We start from the raw sequence: 15,496 nt of genomic DNA, 5'->3' as shown, positions 1-15,496 counted from the left end.
ACCCCCCGCCCCTCCCCAGCCCGCCGCCAGGCCACCTCCCCCCGCCCACCGCCCTACCCCGCGCCCTCGATGCCCGCCCCGGCCCAGGAGCTCAGCGGCCGCCACGACCATCCCCGGCCCCTCCCCGGCCCGCCGCCAGGCGACCTCCCCCCGCCCACCGCCCTACCCCGTGCCCTCGACGCCCGCCCCGGCCCAGGCACTCAGCGGGCGCCACGACCACCCCCCGGAACCCTCCCCGGCCCGCTGCCAGGCGATCTCTCCCCCACCACCCCCGGCCCGCCGCCAGGCGACCTCCCCCCGCCCACCGCGCTGCCGCGTGCCCTCGATGCCCGCCCCGGCTCAGGGGCTGAGCGGGCGCCACGGCACCGGGCTGGACAGGATCATCGAGCTGGTCGGCTGCCCGTAGCCGCCGAGCCGGTCCGTCAGCCGCTCGAAGGCGGGCATGTCCGGGACCCCGACCAGCAGCACGCAGCACGCCCCGCCGGTCACCCGGTGCAGTTGGAACACCTCCGGCCAGCGCGCCACCTCCGGGTCGCGCAGCAGGCAGCGCATCCCGTAGCACTCCACCGTGACCAGGGCCATCACCGCCGCCCCGGCCTTCGCCGGGGCCAGGTGCGCGTGGTAGCCGGTGATCACCCCGTCCGCCTCCAGTCGGCGCACCCGTTCGGCGACGGCCGGCGGGGAGAGGTTCACCCGGCGCGACAGCTCGTTGTACGACAGCCGCGCGTCGGCCTGGAGTTCGGCCAGCAGCAGGCGGTCCACCGCGTCCACGGCGGCTCCTTCACGTTCGTCAGGCGATCGGGGCCGAACGCCTCGCGAACGGAAGGCGGGTGCCCCCATCCGGGCTACGACGCCCATTCAAGAGCAGCGCCCCGCGCCGCACAATGGGTGGCGCCCGCCGCACCCCGGGCGGGCGGATCCGAGGAGGTACCGGCCATGACCGGCCAGACCCACCGTCCCCACCTGCGGTTCGGCCCCGAGCAGGACCCCGGCGCGTCCACCCCCTACGCCCGGTACGTGCGCCTGGCCGAGTTGCACGCGCTCCAGCGGCCGCGCAGCGCGGAGCCCGCCGAGTACTCGTTCATCGTCACCACCCAGGTGATGGAACTGCTCTTCGACCTGCTGCACCGCGACTGGGACGCCGCCCGCGCCGCGCTGCGCGCCGACGACCTGGACGCCGCACTGGCCGCGCTGCGCCGCGGGCAGCACACCCAGGACGTGCTGATCGGCTCCTGGGACCTGCTGGCCACCATGACGCCCGCCGAGTTCAGCGCCTTCCGCCCGGCGCTCGGCGAGGCGTCCGGCTTCCAGTCCTCGGCCTTCCTGCTGCTGGAGTTCCTGCTCGGCAACCGCAGCGAGGGCCTGCTGGAGATGTACCGGGACTCCCCTGCCGAGTACGACGCGCTGTTCGCCGCGCTGCGCACCCCCGGCCTGTACGACGAGGCGCTGGCCGTGCTGGCCCGGCGCGGCCTGGCGGTGCCCGGGCGGCCGGTCACCTCCCGGCACCGCCACGACGCGGCCGTGGAGGCCGCCTGGCGGGCCGTCTACACCGATCCGGCGCTGGCCGACCTGGTCCGGCTCGGCGAGGCCCTGCTGGACACCGCCGAGCGGGTCACCCGCTGGCGCCAGCGGCACTACTCCGCGGTCAAGCGCACCATGGGCGGCAAGCCCGGCACCGGCGGCTCCAGCGGCCTGAGCTGGCTCAAGCAGTCCGCCGACCAGGACGTCTTCCCCGAGCTGTGGGCCGTCCGCAACGACCTCTGAACCGCGCCGGCCGCCGGGTCGGCCACCGCGCCGACCACCGGGCCGGCCCTCGCACGGCCCCGACCGCCGACCGCCGACCGCCGACCGCCGAACCGCGACGATCTCCGAACCCTCCGGGAGCGATGCCGTGACCCCCACCCGTGAGCAGTGCGCGGCCCGCGACGCCGCCGACCCGCTGCACGCCCTGCGCGCCGAGTTCGACCTGCCCGCCGGGGTGCTCTACCTCGACGGCAACTCACTGGGCGCGCTGCCCCGCCGCACCCCCGGCCACCTGGCGAAGGTGGTGGCGGGCGAGTGGGGCACCGGGTTGATCCGGTCCTGGAACGAGGCCGGCTGGTTCCACCAGCCCGGGCGGCTCGGCGACCGGCTCGGCGCGCACCTGCTGGGCGCCGCGCCCGGCCAGGTGGTGGTCTGCGACTCCACCTCGGTCAACCTGTTCAAGGTGCTCGGCGCGGCCCTGCGGCTGCGCCCCGGCCGCCCGGCGCTGCTCGTCGAGCGGCACGCCTTCCCCACCGACCTGTACGTCGCCGAGGGCCTGGGCGCCCTGCACCCGAACAGCCGGACCGTCCTGCTGGACTCCGCCGCCCGGTTGGACGCCGTGCTGGACTCCGAGGCCGCCGTGGTGCTGCTCTCGCACGTCGACTACCGCACCGGCGAACTGCTGGACATGGCGGCCGTCACCGAGCGGATCCACGCCGCCGGGGCGCTGGCCGTCTGGGACCTGTGCCACACCGCGGGCGCGCTGCCGATCGAACTGGACGCGGCGGGCGTCGACTTCGCCGTCGGCTGCGGCTACAAGTACCTCAACGGCGGCCCGGGCGCGCCCGCCTTCCTGTACGCCGCCGCCCGCCACCAGGCCGACGCCGCACAGCCGTTGACCGGCTGGTTCGGGCACGCCCGGCAGTTCGACTTCGAGCCCGGCTACCGGCCCGCCGGGGGCGTCACCCGGTTCCTCACCGGCACCCCGCCGATCCTCGGCCTGGCCGCGCTGGAGGCCGCGCTGGAGGTCTGGGAGCTGGCCGACCCGGCCGCCGTGCGCGCCAAGAGCCTCGAACTGTCCGACCTGTTCCTGGCGTCGACCGCCGACCTGGAGGTCGAACCGGTCACCCCTCGGGAGCACGCCCGGCGCGGCAGCCAGGTCGCGCTGCGGCACCCGGACGGCTACGCGGTGGTCCAGGCGCTGATCGCCCGCGGCGTGATCGGCGACTTCCGCGCCCCCGACCTGATGCGCTTCGGCTTCACCCCGCTCTACCTCTCCCGCACCGACGTGCACGACGCGGCCACCGCCCTGCGCGAGGTGCTGGCGAGCGGCGAGTGGCGCGCCGAGCGCTTCGCCCGCCGCGGCGAGGTCACCTGACGGCCCGCCGGCGCACGGGAACGGCCGGGGCCCGCGGGCCCCGGCCGTCCGTCGCTCACCGGCGCTCTCAGCCGTGGCGGCCCCGGCGGGCGCGGCGGGCCAGCGCGATCACGCCGCCGCCCAGGCCCAACAGCACCGCGGCGGCCCCCGCCGCGGGAGCGACCAGGTCACCGCCGCCGGTGTCCGGCAGCGGCGGCCGGGTCGGGGTCCAGGTCGGGGCGGGCGGGTGCGGCGTGCTCGGGCTCGGCGACGGCACGGGGCTGGTGCTCTGGCTCGGCGACGGGCTCGGGCTGGGGCTCGGGCTCTCGCTGTTCGACGGCGAGGGGCTCGGCGACGGGGACGGCGAGGGGCTCTCGCTGTTCGACGGCGAGGGGGACGGCGACGGGCTCTCGCCGCAGACCGGCAGGTCGCCGTCGAACGGGTAGTTGTGGATCTCGGTGCCGGCGCTGCCCTGCTGCAGCAGGTTGCCCGCCAGGTACACCCGGCCGTTGGTGCCCGGGTTGGAGAGCGTGGTGTTGCTCGCCTCCTGGCCGGTCATGATCGAGCCCTGCCACTGCGCCGTGCCGCCGACCGTGACCTGGGTGGCGAGCGGGAAGTTCCACATCAGGTTGGGTCGCAGGGTCGCCAGCGGGTCGTCGGCGTTCCCGGAGCCGCTGTCGGTGTAGACCGACACGTCGGTGCCGGTCATGTTGACGATGACCGTGGCGCCGGACGGGATGTTGTCGAACCGGATGTGCTGCACGGCCTGTGCGGAAGTACCGATGTTCCCGGCGTAGTTGAACACCTGCCGGGCGCTGGTGCCGTCGCCGGTGAAGACCACCGTGTCACCGCTCGGGTCGACCGTGCCGGTGGCCGCCTGGGCCCACATGCAGGCGGAGTGGTGCTCGATGATCGGCCGCAGCGGCGTGAACTCGTCGATCGCCGCCGGGTTCTGGATCGCCTGGCCCTGCGGGGTGATGTCGTAGAGGCCGGTCAGGGTGGTGCCGTACACCAGGTTGCCCCAGCGGGCCGTCGGCGGGTTGACGAAGAAGTCCGTGCCGCCGATGAACAGCCTGCTCGGGTTGTCCTTGGCCGGGTTGTTCTCCATGAAGGCCGAACTGCCCACGGTCACGTGGTCCGTGGCGTTCGGCGGGGTGACCATCGATCCCACGCCCACCACGCCCATGTTGAAGGCGCCGCCGTTGCCCTTCGCGATGTCGAGCTTGCCGAGGATCGCGATCTTGCCCTCGGCCTCGGCCGCGTTCTCCCGCACCAGGTAGTCGCCGCCCACGAAGACGTTGAGCGTGGCGTCCTCGCCGACGAACGGCCCGGTGTGCGGCGGCTGCCAGGTGTCCGGGCAGGATCCCGTGCAGGGGCCCAGCGGCGGGAGCATCTGGGCGGCCTCGCCGGACGCGGCCAGTGTGATCAGTGGAGCGGCGACGAGCGCCGACACCGCCGCGAGGCGGAGCAGCGGGTTCTTGCCACGGACGCCGTGTCGCACGGACACCCCTCTCGTTGACGGTTGGTCAGCAGACAGCAGACCCGGTCAGCAAAGGGGAAGCGCTCCCGCCGTCTCGAACAGCGGGACACCGACCCGCCGGAAAATCATTCGAACGGACTATTTTGATCCTGCGTCGATGAAACCGCCGGCGACCCCCGCCGGCCCCGGGAAGGGAGACCCGTGCCGAACCCCCCGTTCGCCATGCTCGCCACCACCGCCGAGGTGCTCGCCCGCCCGGACGCCGACGAGCGGTGGCTCACCGGGTTCGAACGCGAACGCCTGCAGCGGTTCCGGCGGGACGGCGACCGCGACGACTACCTCGCGGCCCACCTGCTGGTCCGGTACTGCGCCGCCGCGCACCTGGGCACCGAGCCCGCCGCGATCGCCTTCGGCCAGCAGTGCCCCGGCTGCGGCAGCACCGTCCACGGCCGCCCGTACCTCACCGACCGCCCCGGCACCCACCTGAGCCTGTCGCACACCCACGGCGTGATCGCCGCCGCGGCCGGCCCCGTCCCGGTCGGCGTCGACGTCGAGTACCTCGGCCGGCGCGACAGCGCCCCGGCCACCCTCCAGCACGTCCTCGCCCCCGCCGAGGCCGCGCTGGTCCAGGGCCACCCCGACCCCGCCGCCGCCTTCCTCCGGCTGTGGGTGCGCAAGGAGGCGCTGATCAAGCTCGGCCGCGCCACCCTCGACACCCTCGGCGAGCTCGACCTCTCGCACCTCCCGCTCGACCCGCCCGCCGCCCACCGGGACGGCGACCTGCACTACCTCGAACTCACCACCGCCGCCGCCGTGTTCACCGCCGCCGCGACGGTGCCGGTGCGACTCCGGGAGCTGTGAGGGCGGTTCAGCCGCAGCGCCCCTCCCACTCGGCCCGGGCGAAGTCGCCCGCCGCGAAGGCGGCCGGCGGGATGCCGAAGTAGATCGACCCGTCGTCGCCCCAGGCCCAGCCGAGTTCCTCGTCGGCGGCGAGCTGGAGCAGGTGGACCAGGGGCCCGTCGGCGTCCCGGCGGGTCACCGCGGTGCTGTACGAGGTGTCCGGCCAGCCGAACGCGCAGTGCCGCCCGGCGGTGTTCCCGTCGAAGTCCTCCAGCCGGTCGAGGACCACCTCCGTCGCGCCCCAGCGCCGGTCCCGGTCGTACGCGAAGTCGTCGTCGTCGACGTCCCAGCAGTCCGGCAGCATCACCGACCCGACCGCGCGGACCGGCCGGGCCGGGTAGCTCCGGGCCGGGGCGGGCGCGGGCACCTCGACCGCCCGCCCGGGATCGGCGGCGAGCACCCGGAAGTCCGGGGCGGTGGACCTGTCGAGCCGGCGGTACTCCTCGTAGGGGATCTCCGGATCGAGGTAGAAGAAGTTCAACAGGCCCGGCCGGAGCGGCAGTTCGGCGCCGAGCCAGGGCGCGAGCGCGTCGGTGTCCAGGACCGCGTGCAGGGACAGCGGCACGCCCTCCAACTCCGGCCAGGGCGTGCCAGGTTCGAGCAGTGCCGCCCCGCCGAGCCGGCACCGGCCGGTCGGCGGCGCGTCCGCCGTGGCGGCCTCCAGCCGGAACCCGCGCCGCGCCAGCTCCGCGAACTGCGCCCCGGGCCCCTCCCCCAACCGCTCGGCGCAGACCCGCCGCAGCTCCTCCGCATCACGAAACTCCATGCCGCGCATCCTCCCAGCACCCACCGACGGTTCGGGCCGGGACGGTCACACCCGCCGCAGCAGGCCCACGAGTTCGGCGTGCACGCCGGGGGCGGCGGCCAGGAAGGACGGCGCCGCGGGCGTCCACGGCGCGCCCCGCACGTCGCTCACCACGGCCCCCGCCTCGGCCGCCAGCAGCGCGCCGGGCAGCAGGTTCGCCGGGTCCGCGCCGTACTGCCAGAACGCGGTGAGGTGCCCGGAGCCGACCTGCGCCACCTGCAGCGCGGCGGGCCCGAGGTTGCGGACCGCGGGGACGTGCGGCAGGACGGCGGTGAGCGAGGCCCCGGCGGCCCGCAGCGCCGCCGGGTCGCGGGCGATCCGCGGCGGCTGGGCGGTGGCGAGCAGCGCGGTGGCCAGGGCGCGCGGGCGGGGCGCGCGGCGGCGGCCGTTCAGCCGGGCGCCGCCGCCGGCCACCGCGCCGTACGTGGCACCGGCGAGCGGAGCGTGCACCACCGCCAGGGCGGGGGCGCCGTCGCGCAGCAGGGTCACCGTGACGGCCCACTGCGGCAGGGCGCTCAGGTACTGGACCGCCCCGTCGGTGGCGTCGCACAGCCACCACTCGCCCGCCCCGGGCACCTCGCGCGCCCACTCGTCGTCCAGCCAACCCGCCCGCGGGCGCAGCTCGGTGAGCCGTTCGCGGAGCAGCAGCGCGGCGGGCCGGTCGAGCGCCTCGAAGGCGGCCCGCGCCTCCTCGGCGGTGGCGGCGGCGAGCGGTTCGGCGGCCTGCCGCCCGGCCAGTTCGCGGCCGACCTCGCGCACGATCCGCTCGACGGCGGCCAGGGTCTCCAGCACGGTGTTCCTCCTGCGTTCCGGTGGTGCGACCAGGAGTACCGTCGGGGCGGCGGTCCGGGACGTCCCCGGGCCCGGAGCGGCGGAGATCGGACGGCATGGACACCGAGGCGACGGATCCCGCCACCGCGCTGGACGCGCTCGACCGGCGGCTGGTGCACGCCCTCCAGGTGGACGGGCGGGCCGAACCGGGGCGGATCGCCGCGGCGCTGGGGGTGTCGGCGCGGACGGTGACCCGGCGGCTGGCGCGGCTGCTGGGCACCGGCGCCGTCCGGGTGGTGCGGATGCCGGACGCCCGGGCCGCCGCGCTCGGCGCGCTGCTGCTGCGGGTCCGGGTGCTGCGCGGGCGGACGGAGGCGATCGCGCTGGCGCTGGCCGCCCGGGCGGAGGTCCCGTTCGTCGACGTGATGCTCGGCGGGCAGGAGGTGTCGGCGGTGGTGCTGGGCGACGCCGCCGCCCGCGACCGGCTGCTGCACGGCCTGCTGCCGGCCACCGACGCGGTGCTGGAGTCCACCGCGCACGCCGTGCTGCACCTGTTCGCGGACGCCTCCGCCTGGCGCTGCGGCGCGCTGACGGCCGCCCAGGAGGCCGCGCTCGCCCCGCCGCCGCCCGCCCCGGCCGACCCGCCGCCCGCCCTCGACCCGCTCGACCACCGGCTGCTGGACGCGCTGGGGGCCGACGCCCGCCGCTCGCACGCCGCGCTGGCCGCCGCCCTGGCGGTGCCCGAGTCGACCGTCCGCCGCCGGCTGCACCGGCTCGCCGCAGGGGGACTGCTGCGCACCCACGTCAGCGTGGACCCGCGGCTGCTCGGCGCCGCCGTGGACGCCAACCTGTGGCTGGACGTCGAACCCGGACGGCTCGCCGCGGCCGGCGAGGCGCTGGCCCGGCACCCGCAGGTGCACGGGGTGCTGGCCACCAGCGGGCCGACCAACCTGATGGCCGCCGTGTTCTGCCCCGACCACCCGGCCCTCTACCGGTTCCAGACCGAGGTGCTGGGCCCGCTGGGGGTCCGCCGGGTGGAGACCGCGGTGGTGGCCCGCGCCGTCAAACGGGCCGGGACCCGGCTGCGCCAACTCCCGGGCTGAGCCGGACTGTCGGTGCGGCGCGGCAGACTGGAGGCATGTGCCGAAGCATCAAGACGCTCCGCCCGCCGATGACGCCCGACGCCACCCCCGAGGACGTGCACGCGGCGGCGCTGCAGTACGTCCGCAAAATCTCCGGGTTCCGGGTGCCCGCCGCCCACAACCGCGAGGCGTTCGACGCGGCGGTGGCCGCGGTCGCCGCCGCCACCGCCCAACTGCTCGCCGCGGTCGAGGTGCGCGGGGTCACGCCCCGTTCGTCGACCCCGGCCGGATGACCATCAGCACCAGGACGACCGCCCACAGCAGGTTGAACACGCCCGCCGTCATCGGCAGCGCCTTCAACTTGCCGGTGGCGCGCGCCGTTTCGGCGTCCTTGTCCTCGGTCGCGTCCAGCGCGTCGACGGTCGCCTGCTGACCGGGCAGCACCACCAGCAGCAGCACGCCCGCCGCGACGGCCGTCAGCACGATCGAGGTGATCAGCCAGGCGTTGCCCAGCACGCCCATCGCCTGCGCGGTGCCGATGCCCAGCAGCGGGATGCCCAGGCCGATCAGCGCGTACACGTTGCTGATCCGGTGCAGCAGCCGCACCGAGACCTGCGCGGCCGGCTGCTCCGGGCCCGCCGCGAGGGCGGCCTTCGCCTTGCGCGGGAACATGCTCACCGCCACCGCGACCGGACCGATGCACAGCGCCACGACCAGCAGGTGCAGACTCAGCAGGAACTTGGCCATCGCCGGCGCGACCCTTCCACCACAACGGAACCTCGACGCCCGCCACGCTAGCAGCGCTTATCCGGGGGCCCGGGCAGAGCCCTGTCAGGGGCTCGGCAGAGCGCGCACTCAGGGGCTCGGGGAACGGCGAGTCCGTGCTGCTGACGGCCGGAGCCCATCGAAGTGTCCGTGCTGCTGCGTGTAGTAACAGAACCAGAAGCAGGTGCCCGCTCCGGCAGTGCACCGTCAGCAGCATCGACCCGCCGTTCCCCGGGCCCCTGATGTGTCCCCCTTCGCCTGTCCGACAGCCCTCCCGCGGACTGTTACAGAGCCGGGCGGTGGCCGTTACCCGGTCGGCGGCCGGTCGTGCGGCGGGCTTCCTAGCGTGGGCGTCGTCGACCCGGGGCCGTCCCGGTCGCGGGCGACGAACGATCGGAGGATCCCGATGTCAGGTACCGCTTCCGTCCGCCGGGTGGCGCGGCTCGCGCTGGTTCCGGCTCTCGCCGTCGGTGCGTTCGTGCTGCCGGGCGCCGTCGCGTTCGCGGACACCGCCGCCCCGTCCGCGTCCCCGACCGCCGCCCCGTCCGCGAGCGTCTCGGCCGTTGCGTCGCCCGTCCCGGGCGCTGCCACGCCGTCGTTGGCGCCGGCGCCGGCGGCCGACCCGAAGAACGGCGGCCTGCCCAGGGGTGGTGCGCAGACCGGTGAGGCGGCGGTCGACGGCGGTTCGGTGACCGGGCTGGTGGTCGGGGTCGGGCTCGCCGCGGCCGGTGCGGCCGGGATCGGGCTGCTCGTCCTCCGGCGCCGTGCCGACTCCCGGGCCTAGCCCGGAGGGCCGCCGTGGCCGGCGCCGCTGGTGGGCGCCGGCCTTGGCGGTCGGGCTGCTGCTGGCCGGCGGGGTGACGGTGGCGGCCTCCCGCGGTTCCGCGCCCGCGCCGGTGCGGGTCGTCGCGGCGGCGCCCGCCGGCGTCCCGTCCCCGGTGGCCCCGTCCCCGGGGTCTCCGGCGCCTGGGGTTCCGTCGTCCGTCGCGGCTCCGGTGTTCTCCCCGCCGGTGCGGGTGGTGGTTCCCCGGATCGGGGTGGACGCGCCGGTGCTGGGGGTCGGGCTCAATCCGGACGGCACCGTGGAGGTGCCGCCGCTCGACCGGCCGGGGCAGGTCGGCTGGTTCCGCGCCGGGGACGGGCCGACCGTACTGCTCGGGCACTACGACACCCGCAGGGGCCCGGCGGTGTTCCACGGGGTGCCGGGGCTGCGGCCGGGCGACCGGATCGAGGTCCGGCAGCAGGACGGCGGCACCCGCGCCTACCTGGTGCGCGAGCTGCACCAGTACGCCAAGGACGCGTTCCCGACCGAGCTGGTGTACGGCGCGGCCGCGGGCCCGCAGCTGCGGCTGGTCACCTGCGGCGGCACGCTCGGCGGTGACGGCCACTACTCCGACAACATCGTCGTCTTCGCCGACCCGCTGCCGTGAGCGCGCCGGCCGGACCGACGACCGACCGGCCGCCCGCCGCCCCCCGGGGCGGCGGGCGGCCGCCGCCGGTGGTGCAGACTGGCCGCACCCCGCCCGCCGACCGAAAGGCACCGTCCGACGTGAGGATCCGGCCCCTCCGCACCGCCCTGGTCAGGTGCGCCCTGCTCGGCCTGCCGATCGTCCTCGCGGTCACCGGCTGCCGGTCCCCCGGCGGGCTGGAGGACGCCGGGGCGGCCCGGCCGGTCCGCTCGCACCCGAGCGCGCAGCCGCTGTGGCCGACCGCCGGGTCGGCGCCCGCGGCGCCGCCGCCCGCGCCGGTCGAACTGGAGCGGCCGGCCCCGCTGCCCGGGCTGGCGCTCGACACGCTCACCGGGGTCGACGCTCGCACGGTGCTCGCGGCGGACTCCGCCCTCACCGGGGACGAGCGCCGGGGCCTGGCGGGCGGGTGCCCGGGCTGCGAGGTCCGCCCCGCCCAGTACCGGGACCTCGACGGGGACGGCAGCCCCGAACTGCTGACCGCCGTGCTCTCCGGCACCGGCCCGGACGCCCCGCGGCCGGTGCTGCACGTCTACGCCCTGCGCGGCCGCGAGGTGCTGCCGGTGCTGGCCGTGGCGGTGCAGCCGGACTTCGCCGCCGAGACCGTCGGAACGGACCTGATCGTGCGCGAGAGCTTCGGCCCGTCCGTCGAGACCAGCCGCACCTACCGCTGGAACGGCGAGCTGCCGGTGCTCGTCGACCGGCGGGTCGCGGTCACCGGGCCGGACGCGGACAGCTCGGACTGCCCGGCCGCGGACCCCTGCGGGTCGGTGGTCCTGCTGGCGCCGACCCGTACGCCGTCCGCCGCGCCCGAGCCGGCGCCCGTGCCGAGTGCCGTCCCGACGCTCGCCCCGAGCGCCTCCGTCAGCCCCGCCACCCGGGAGGACCGGTGAGCGCCCCCGTGCCCGGCACCCCGCGGATCCTGCTGGTCGAGGACGACGAGGTGATCCGCGAGACCACCCAACTCGCCCTGGAGCGCTACGGCTTCCCGGTGGAGACCGCGGGGGACGGCCTGGAGGGCCTGGAGCGGTTCCGCGCCGCGCCGCCGGACCTGCTGCTGCTCGACGTGATGCTGCCGCTGCTCGACGGGGTCGGGCTGTGCCGGCGGATCCGCGAGGAGAGCCAGCTGCCGATCCTGATGATGTCGGCCCGCACCGAGCCGGTCGACGTGGTCTCCGGCCTGGAGGCGGGCGCCGACGACTACGTGGTCAAGCCGTTCGAGATCGCCGTGCTGGTCGCCCGGATCCGCACCGTGCTGCGGCGCACCGGCTTCGGACCGGCCGCCGCCGCGACCGCCGCCGCCCCGGCCGCGGTGCCGGGTCCGGGGCCCGCGGTCCGGGTGATCGACGGCCTGGAGGTGGACACCGACGCCATGGAGGTCAGGGTGGCCGGCCGCCCGGTGCCGCTGACCCCGACCGAGCTGCGGCTGCTGCTGGAGTTCACCGCCTCGCCGGGCGTGGTGCTGGAGCGCCAGACCCTGCTGGAGCGGGTCTGGGACTACTCCTGGGGCGCCGACAGCCGGGTGGTGGACGTGCACGTCCAGCGGCTGCGGGCGAAGATCGGCGCCGCCCGGATCGAGACCGTCCGGGGCTTCGGCTACAAGCTGCGGCGGACGCCGTGACGCTGCGCCGCCAGATCGCCGCCGTGATCGCGCTGGTCTCCTGCCTGGTCGCGCTCGCGGTGGGGCTGTTGGTCCACCAGGCTTCGGTGCGCCAGCACACCGACCAGGCCCGCAAGTCCGCGCTGACCGCCCTGGACGCGGTGCTGACCGGGTACGACGGGACCGGGGAGCTGGTCGCGGGCTGGCACGCCGCCGAAGGCGACCCGGAACTGCCGCCGGAGCTGCGGCAGTTGGCCCTGCGGGGCCGGCAGGGTTCGGCGCTCGGCCCGGGCCCGGCCGGCCCCGCGATGTGGGCGGCGGCCGGCACGGACGGACGGGTGCTGTCGGTGCGGATCGACTACGCCGAGGACGCCCGGGCGATCGCCGAGCTGGACCGCGCGGTGGCGGTCGGCGCCGCCCTGTCGGTGCTGGTCACGGTGCTCGCCGGGGTACTGGCCGCCGACCGGATCAGCAGCCGGCTGCGGACCGCGGCCCGGACCGCCCGCACCATCGCCCGGGGCGACCTGGACGCCCGGATCGGGCCGCTCGGCCGGGCCCGCGACGAGGTGGCCGAACTGGCCGCCGCGGTCGACTCGATGTCGGCGGCGCTGCGCAGCCGGCTGGTGGGCGAGCAGCGCTTCACCGCGGACGTGGCGCACGAGCTGCGCACGCCGCTGACCGGTCTGCTGACCGCGTCCGAGCTGCTGCCGCCCGGCCGGCCGACCGAGCTGGTCCGCGACCGGGTGCGGGCGCTGCGCGACCTGACGGAGGACCTGCTGGAGGTGTCCCGGCTGGACTCCGGGGCCGACGCCCCGGAGCTGGCGGACCTGCCGCTCGGGCCGCTGCTGGCCCGGCTCCTGGCGGCCGGCGGTACGGCGGTCGGCGGGGGCGGGGCCGAGCTGCGGGTCGTCGCCGACGCGGTGGTCAGCACCGATCCGCGCCGGTTGGACCGGGTGCTCGCCAACCTGCTGGCCAACGCCCAGCGGCACGGCCGGCCGCCGGTCGTGGTGACGGTCGAGGGGAGCACCGTGACCGTGCGCGACCACGGGCCGGGCTTCCCCGAGGAGGTCCTGCGCGAGGGGCCGCGCCGGTTCCGCACCGGCGCCCGGGAGCGCGGCGGCGGCCACGGCCTGGGCCTGACCATCGCGCAGGGGCACGCCCGGGCGATCGGCGCCGAGCTGCGGCTGTCCGACCATCCGGACGGCGGCGCGCTGGCCCGGCTGGTCCTGCCCGGCCCCCGGGCGGACCCGGGGGCCTGAGCCCGCTCACGGGCGGGGCAGCACGCAGCCCGTCCTGGTCAGGTCGAGGACGTTGCCCGGCCCGAAGCAGTTCGGGATGGTGTAGGTCTCCTGGGCGTAGCCGATGCCGGGGTGGATCGTGACGGCGCCGTTCTGGTCGACCTCGCAGGGGTTGTTGAGGGTGCAGGTCTGGCCGCAGATATTTCAGATCCGTAGTGTTTGGTCGGGGGTTTCCCCTATCGTGCCCGCATGGGCAACGTCCTCAGCCTCCCCAGCATTCAGGCGCTCCAGCCTCGCCTCATTGCAGCCCTGTACGCCCGGGCCAGCCACGACCCACGGAAGCGCGGCACCAGCACCCGCGACCAGTTCGAGGTCGGCGAGATGGTCTGCGAAGAACTGGGTGCCGAGATCTACGACTACTACGAGGACCGCGGCCTGTCCGCGACCCGCAAGGCGAAGAAGGTCCGCAAGGACTTCCAGCGGCTCACCGCCGACGCTGAGGCCGGCTGCTTCAACGTCATCGTCTACGCCGACAAGAGCCGCATTGCCCGCGACCTCGAAGTGTCGATCCCCCTCCGGTCCCTGTGCGAGCGCACCGGCGTCAAGATCTACTACGACGGCCGCCTGTACGACATGCGCGTCCCGAAGGACCGCCAGGACTTCACCAACGACGCCGTCGCCGCCGAGGCCGAGGGCGAGGACATCATCAAGCGGGCCGACCGCACGGCGCGGCTCAACGCCCGCCGCGGCCGGCCGCACGGCGTCGTCGCGTTCGGCTACCGGCGCCGCTACGACCCGGACGACGGCACGCTGATCGGGCAGGAGCCCCACCCCGAACTCGCGCCTGTAATCATCACGATGTTCGACATGATCGACCAGGGCAAGAGCCAGCGGTCCGTCCTCGCCTACGCCCGGCAGTTCCGGCCCACGATGACGTTCCCCGGGCTGAAAGTCATCCTGTCGAACAAGACCTACATCGGCGTTCGGACCAACCGTGGCCAGGAGTACGAGGCCCAGTGGGATCGTCTGGTTTCCGACGAGGTGTTCTACCGGGTGCAGGCCCGGATCAGGGACACGTACAGCCCGAGGGCGGAGGTCCAACAGAAGCTGCTCTCCGGAGAAGCCTGGTGCGCCAGCTGCCGCCCAACCAACCCGGCCCCCGCAGCGAGCAAGATGCGGGCGTTCCCCGGCCGCACCATCCCTCCCCGCGTGGACGGCAAGGGGAAGGCGTGGGGCGCGCGCGTCTTCCCCGCCACGTACGGCTGCGGCGGGCGGGGCGACGTCTCGATCGTCCAGCACCGGGCGGACGCGTGGGTCGAGGAGGCCGTGCTGGCGTGGCTGTCCTCGCCTGCCGCGCGGGAGGCGTTCCGCCACGACGCCAGGGACGCCGACATCGCAGTCACGCGGGCCCTGGCCGACCGCCTCACCCGGGAGCTGGAGGAAGCCCAGACTCTCGCCAAGACGATTGACCCCATGACGGGCCTGACCATGCTGTCGGTCGCGTCCCTGGCGGCTGTCGAGCAGGGGTTGCTGCCGGCGCTGAAGGCTGCGCGGGCGAAACTCCAGCAACTCATGGAACTCGGCGATCCGCTCCTCGATCGGCTGGTCAATTCTGGCGGCCGGATCGAGTCGGTGTGGAATGACGAGCTGGACATGGACCAGCGCCGGTCCGTGCTGCGGTCATGCGTGCGCATCGAGATCCTGAAGGCGACGACGCGGGGCAGGTGCCAGCCCAGCGTTTCGACCCGGATCAGGTTGATCTTCCGGGGCGAGGCAGGGTTCGACGAGTGGCCGGGGCCTGCCGCCACGGCGAGTTGATCAGTCGACGAGCGACGGTTCCGGGCGGCGGGCGGCCAGGTCGATGACCCGGGCCTCCGCCGGCGCCTGCTCCTCGGCGCCCCAGAGCGCGCCGCCGAGCGTGTCCCTGACCCCGCGGAGGTATTCGGCGGTGCGCGCCTGCAGCAGTTCCTGCCGGTGGCGGGCGGTCAGCTCGGCGCGCTGTTGGGCGAGCTGGCGGCCGAGGGAGGCCATGAGGCGCTCACGCTGGCTGCCGAGGGTGGCGTAGGCGGCGTCGTACTGGGCTCGGCGCTCGGCGTCCTCGGCGGCGCGGGCGTCGATGCGCGCGAAGCGCTGGTTCAGCAGGATGGTGGCGGGGATCCCGGCGGTGGCGGCGCCGATGAGCGCTCCGGCCAGAACGGGGACTTGGTCGGCCACGAGGAGGGCGGTACCGGCGAGGTCTGCCAGCCCGGCCGCAGCGATGAGAGCGATCCCCTTGATGGTCATGGCTGT

17 protein-coding genes and 1 pseudogene are annotated in these 15,496 nt (G+C 75.7%); 11 read left to right on the top strand and 7 right to left on the bottom strand.

The window, feature by feature from the left end:
• Positions 1-339: 339 nt before the first annotated feature.
• Positions 340-771 carry an Lrp/AsnC family transcriptional regulator gene (locus tag ABD345_RS27810; RefSeq protein ID WP_344555831.1) on the bottom strand — a complete coding sequence of 144 codons (432 nt, stop codon included), beginning with the start codon at positions 769-771 and terminating at the stop codon, positions 340-342.
• A 165-nt stretch (positions 772-936) separates the two neighbouring features.
• On the opposite strand from ABD345_RS27810, the gene ABD345_RS27805 reads away from it, so the two are divergent.
• Entirely contained in the window at positions 937-1,764 is an 828-nt protein-coding gene (locus ABD345_RS27805; protein WP_344555828.1) for a tryptophan 2,3-dioxygenase, read from the top strand.
• A gap of 127 nt (positions 1,765-1,891) precedes the next feature.
• The gene (kynU, locus tag ABD345_RS27800) at positions 1,892-3,121 is read left to right on the top strand and encodes a kynureninase (protein WP_344555826.1); all 1,230 of its coding nucleotides are present in this window, start codon (positions 1,892-1,894) and stop codon (positions 3,119-3,121) included.
• A gap of 67 nt (positions 3,122-3,188) precedes the next feature.
• On the opposite strand, the gene ABD345_RS27795 is transcribed toward kynU, so the two are convergent.
• Entirely contained in the window at positions 3,189-4,607 is a 1,419-nt protein-coding gene (locus ABD345_RS27795) for a choice-of-anchor A family protein (protein WP_344555824.1), read from the bottom strand.
• A 174-nt stretch (positions 4,608-4,781) separates the two neighbouring features.
• Between ABD345_RS27795 and ABD345_RS27790 the strand changes: the two genes are divergently transcribed.
• Positions 4,782-5,441 (top strand): 4'-phosphopantetheinyl transferase family protein, encoded by a 660-nt coding sequence (locus ABD345_RS27790; protein ID WP_344555822.1) that lies wholly within the window; start codon positions 4,782-4,784, stop codon positions 5,439-5,441.
• A 7-nt stretch (positions 5,442-5,448) separates the two neighbouring features.
• On the opposite strand, the gene ABD345_RS27785 is transcribed toward ABD345_RS27790, so the two are convergent.
• Complete coding sequence (locus ABD345_RS27785; protein ID WP_344555820.1) at positions 5,449-6,246, bottom strand: DUF1963 domain-containing protein; 798 nt, start codon at positions 6,244-6,246, stop codon at positions 5,449-5,451.
• A gap of 45 nt (positions 6,247-6,291) precedes the next feature.
• The gene (locus ABD345_RS27780; protein WP_344555818.1) at positions 6,292-7,077 is read right to left on the bottom strand and encodes an inositol monophosphatase family protein; all 786 of its coding nucleotides are present in this window, start codon (positions 7,075-7,077) and stop codon (positions 6,292-6,294) included.
• A gap of 95 nt (positions 7,078-7,172) precedes the next feature.
• Between ABD345_RS27780 and ABD345_RS27775 the strand changes: the two genes are divergently transcribed.
• Positions 7,173-8,159, top strand: a complete 987-nt coding sequence (locus tag ABD345_RS27775; protein WP_344555816.1) for an Lrp/AsnC family transcriptional regulator — start codon at positions 7,173-7,175, stop codon at positions 8,157-8,159.
• Positions 8,160-8,194: 35 nt separating this feature from the next.
• Positions 8,195-8,431: a DUF2277 domain-containing protein gene (locus ABD345_RS27770; RefSeq protein ID WP_344555814.1), complete on the top strand. Its 237-nt coding sequence runs from the start codon at positions 8,195-8,197 to the stop codon at positions 8,429-8,431.
• Here the strand turns inward: ABD345_RS27770 and ABD345_RS27765 are convergent.
• Positions 8,400-8,885, bottom strand: coding sequence for a hypothetical protein (locus tag ABD345_RS27765; RefSeq protein WP_344555812.1), 486 nt, complete (start codon positions 8,883-8,885; stop codon positions 8,400-8,402). The genes ABD345_RS27770 and ABD345_RS27765 overlap by 32 nt on opposite strands.
• A gap of 424 nt (positions 8,886-9,309) precedes the next feature.
• Between ABD345_RS27765 and ABD345_RS27760 the strand changes: the two genes are divergently transcribed.
• The 5 genes from ABD345_RS27760 to ABD345_RS27740 all read left to right on the top strand — a co-directional run bounded on the left by ABD345_RS27760 (position 9,310) and on the right by ABD345_RS27740 (position 13,228).
• Positions 9,310-9,687 carry a hypothetical protein gene (locus tag ABD345_RS27760; RefSeq protein WP_344555811.1) on the top strand — a complete coding sequence of 126 codons (378 nt, stop codon included), beginning with the start codon at positions 9,310-9,312 and terminating at the stop codon, positions 9,685-9,687.
• Positions 9,688-9,730: 43 nt separating this feature from the next.
• Positions 9,731-10,333 (top strand): sortase domain-containing protein, encoded by a 603-nt coding sequence (locus tag ABD345_RS27755; protein ID WP_344555810.1) that lies wholly within the window; start codon positions 9,731-9,733, stop codon positions 10,331-10,333.
• A 119-nt stretch (positions 10,334-10,452) separates the two neighbouring features.
• Positions 10,453-11,262, top strand: coding sequence for a hypothetical protein (locus ABD345_RS27750; protein ID WP_344555808.1), 810 nt, complete (start codon positions 10,453-10,455; stop codon positions 11,260-11,262).
• Positions 11,259-11,990 carry a two-component system response regulator CseB gene (gene cseB, locus ABD345_RS27745; protein WP_344555806.1) on the top strand — a complete coding sequence of 244 codons (732 nt, stop codon included), beginning with the start codon at positions 11,259-11,261 and terminating at the stop codon, positions 11,988-11,990. The genes ABD345_RS27750 and cseB overlap by 4 nt, the downstream gene beginning before the upstream one ends.
• A complete protein-coding gene (locus ABD345_RS27740; protein ID WP_344555804.1) occupies positions 11,987-13,228 on the top strand; it encodes an ATP-binding protein in 1,242 nt (413 codons plus the stop codon). The genes cseB and ABD345_RS27740 overlap by 4 nt, the downstream gene beginning before the upstream one ends.
• 6 nt (positions 13,229-13,234) lie before the next feature.
• Here ABD345_RS27740 and ABD345_RS27735 read toward each other — a convergent pair.
• Positions 13,235-13,402: pseudogene (locus ABD345_RS27735) on the bottom strand (serine protease); the annotation flags it as partial.
• A 54-nt stretch (positions 13,403-13,456) separates the two neighbouring features.
• Between ABD345_RS27735 and ABD345_RS27730 the strand changes: the two are divergent.
• Positions 13,457-15,025, top strand: a complete 1,569-nt coding sequence (locus ABD345_RS27730; RefSeq protein ID WP_344555802.1) for a recombinase family protein — start codon at positions 13,457-13,459, stop codon at positions 15,023-15,025.
• Here ABD345_RS27730 and ABD345_RS27725 read toward each other — a convergent pair whose 3' ends face one another.
• Positions 15,026-15,490, bottom strand: coding sequence for a hypothetical protein (locus ABD345_RS27725; RefSeq protein WP_344555800.1), 465 nt, complete (start codon positions 15,488-15,490; stop codon positions 15,026-15,028).
• Between the last annotated feature and the right edge of the window lie 6 nt (positions 15,491-15,496).

It is taken from the genome of Kitasatospora saccharophila (assembly GCF_039529925.1).
Classification (GTDB): domain Bacteria; phylum Actinomycetota; class Actinomycetes; order Streptomycetales; family Streptomycetaceae; genus Kitasatospora; species Kitasatospora saccharophila.
The sequence above is the reverse complement of the archived record's forward strand: the minus strand, read 5'-3'. Positions and strand labels throughout refer to the sequence as shown.

Bases quoted from the DNA above. Each gene is read 5' to 3' on its own strand.
- ABD345_RS27785 (WP_344555820.1), bottom strand. From the start codon at position 6,246: ATGGAGTTTCGTGATGCGGAGGAGCTGCGGCGGGTCTGCGCCGAGCGG.
- ABD345_RS27760 (WP_344555811.1), top strand. From the start codon at position 9,310: ATGTCAGGTACCGCTTCCGTCCGCCGGGTGGCGCGGCTCGCGCTGGTT.
- ABD345_RS27775 (WP_344555816.1), top strand. From the start codon at position 7,173: ATGGACACCGAGGCGACGGATCCCGCCACCGCGCTGGACGCGCTCGAC.
- ABD345_RS27730 (WP_344555802.1), top strand. From the start codon at position 13,457: ATGGGCAACGTCCTCAGCCTCCCCAGCATTCAGGCGCTCCAGCCTCGC.
- ABD345_RS27725 (WP_344555800.1), bottom strand. From the start codon at position 15,490: ATGACCATCAAGGGGATCGCTCTCATCGCTGCGGCCGGGCTGGCAGAC.
- ABD345_RS27770 (WP_344555814.1), top strand. From the start codon at position 8,195: ATGTGCCGAAGCATCAAGACGCTCCGCCCGCCGATGACGCCCGACGCC.
- ABD345_RS27805 (WP_344555828.1), top strand. From the start codon at position 937: ATGACCGGCCAGACCCACCGTCCCCACCTGCGGTTCGGCCCCGAGCAG.
- ABD345_RS27765 (WP_344555812.1), bottom strand. From the start codon at position 8,885: ATGGCCAAGTTCCTGCTGAGTCTGCACCTGCTGGTCGTGGCGCTGTGC.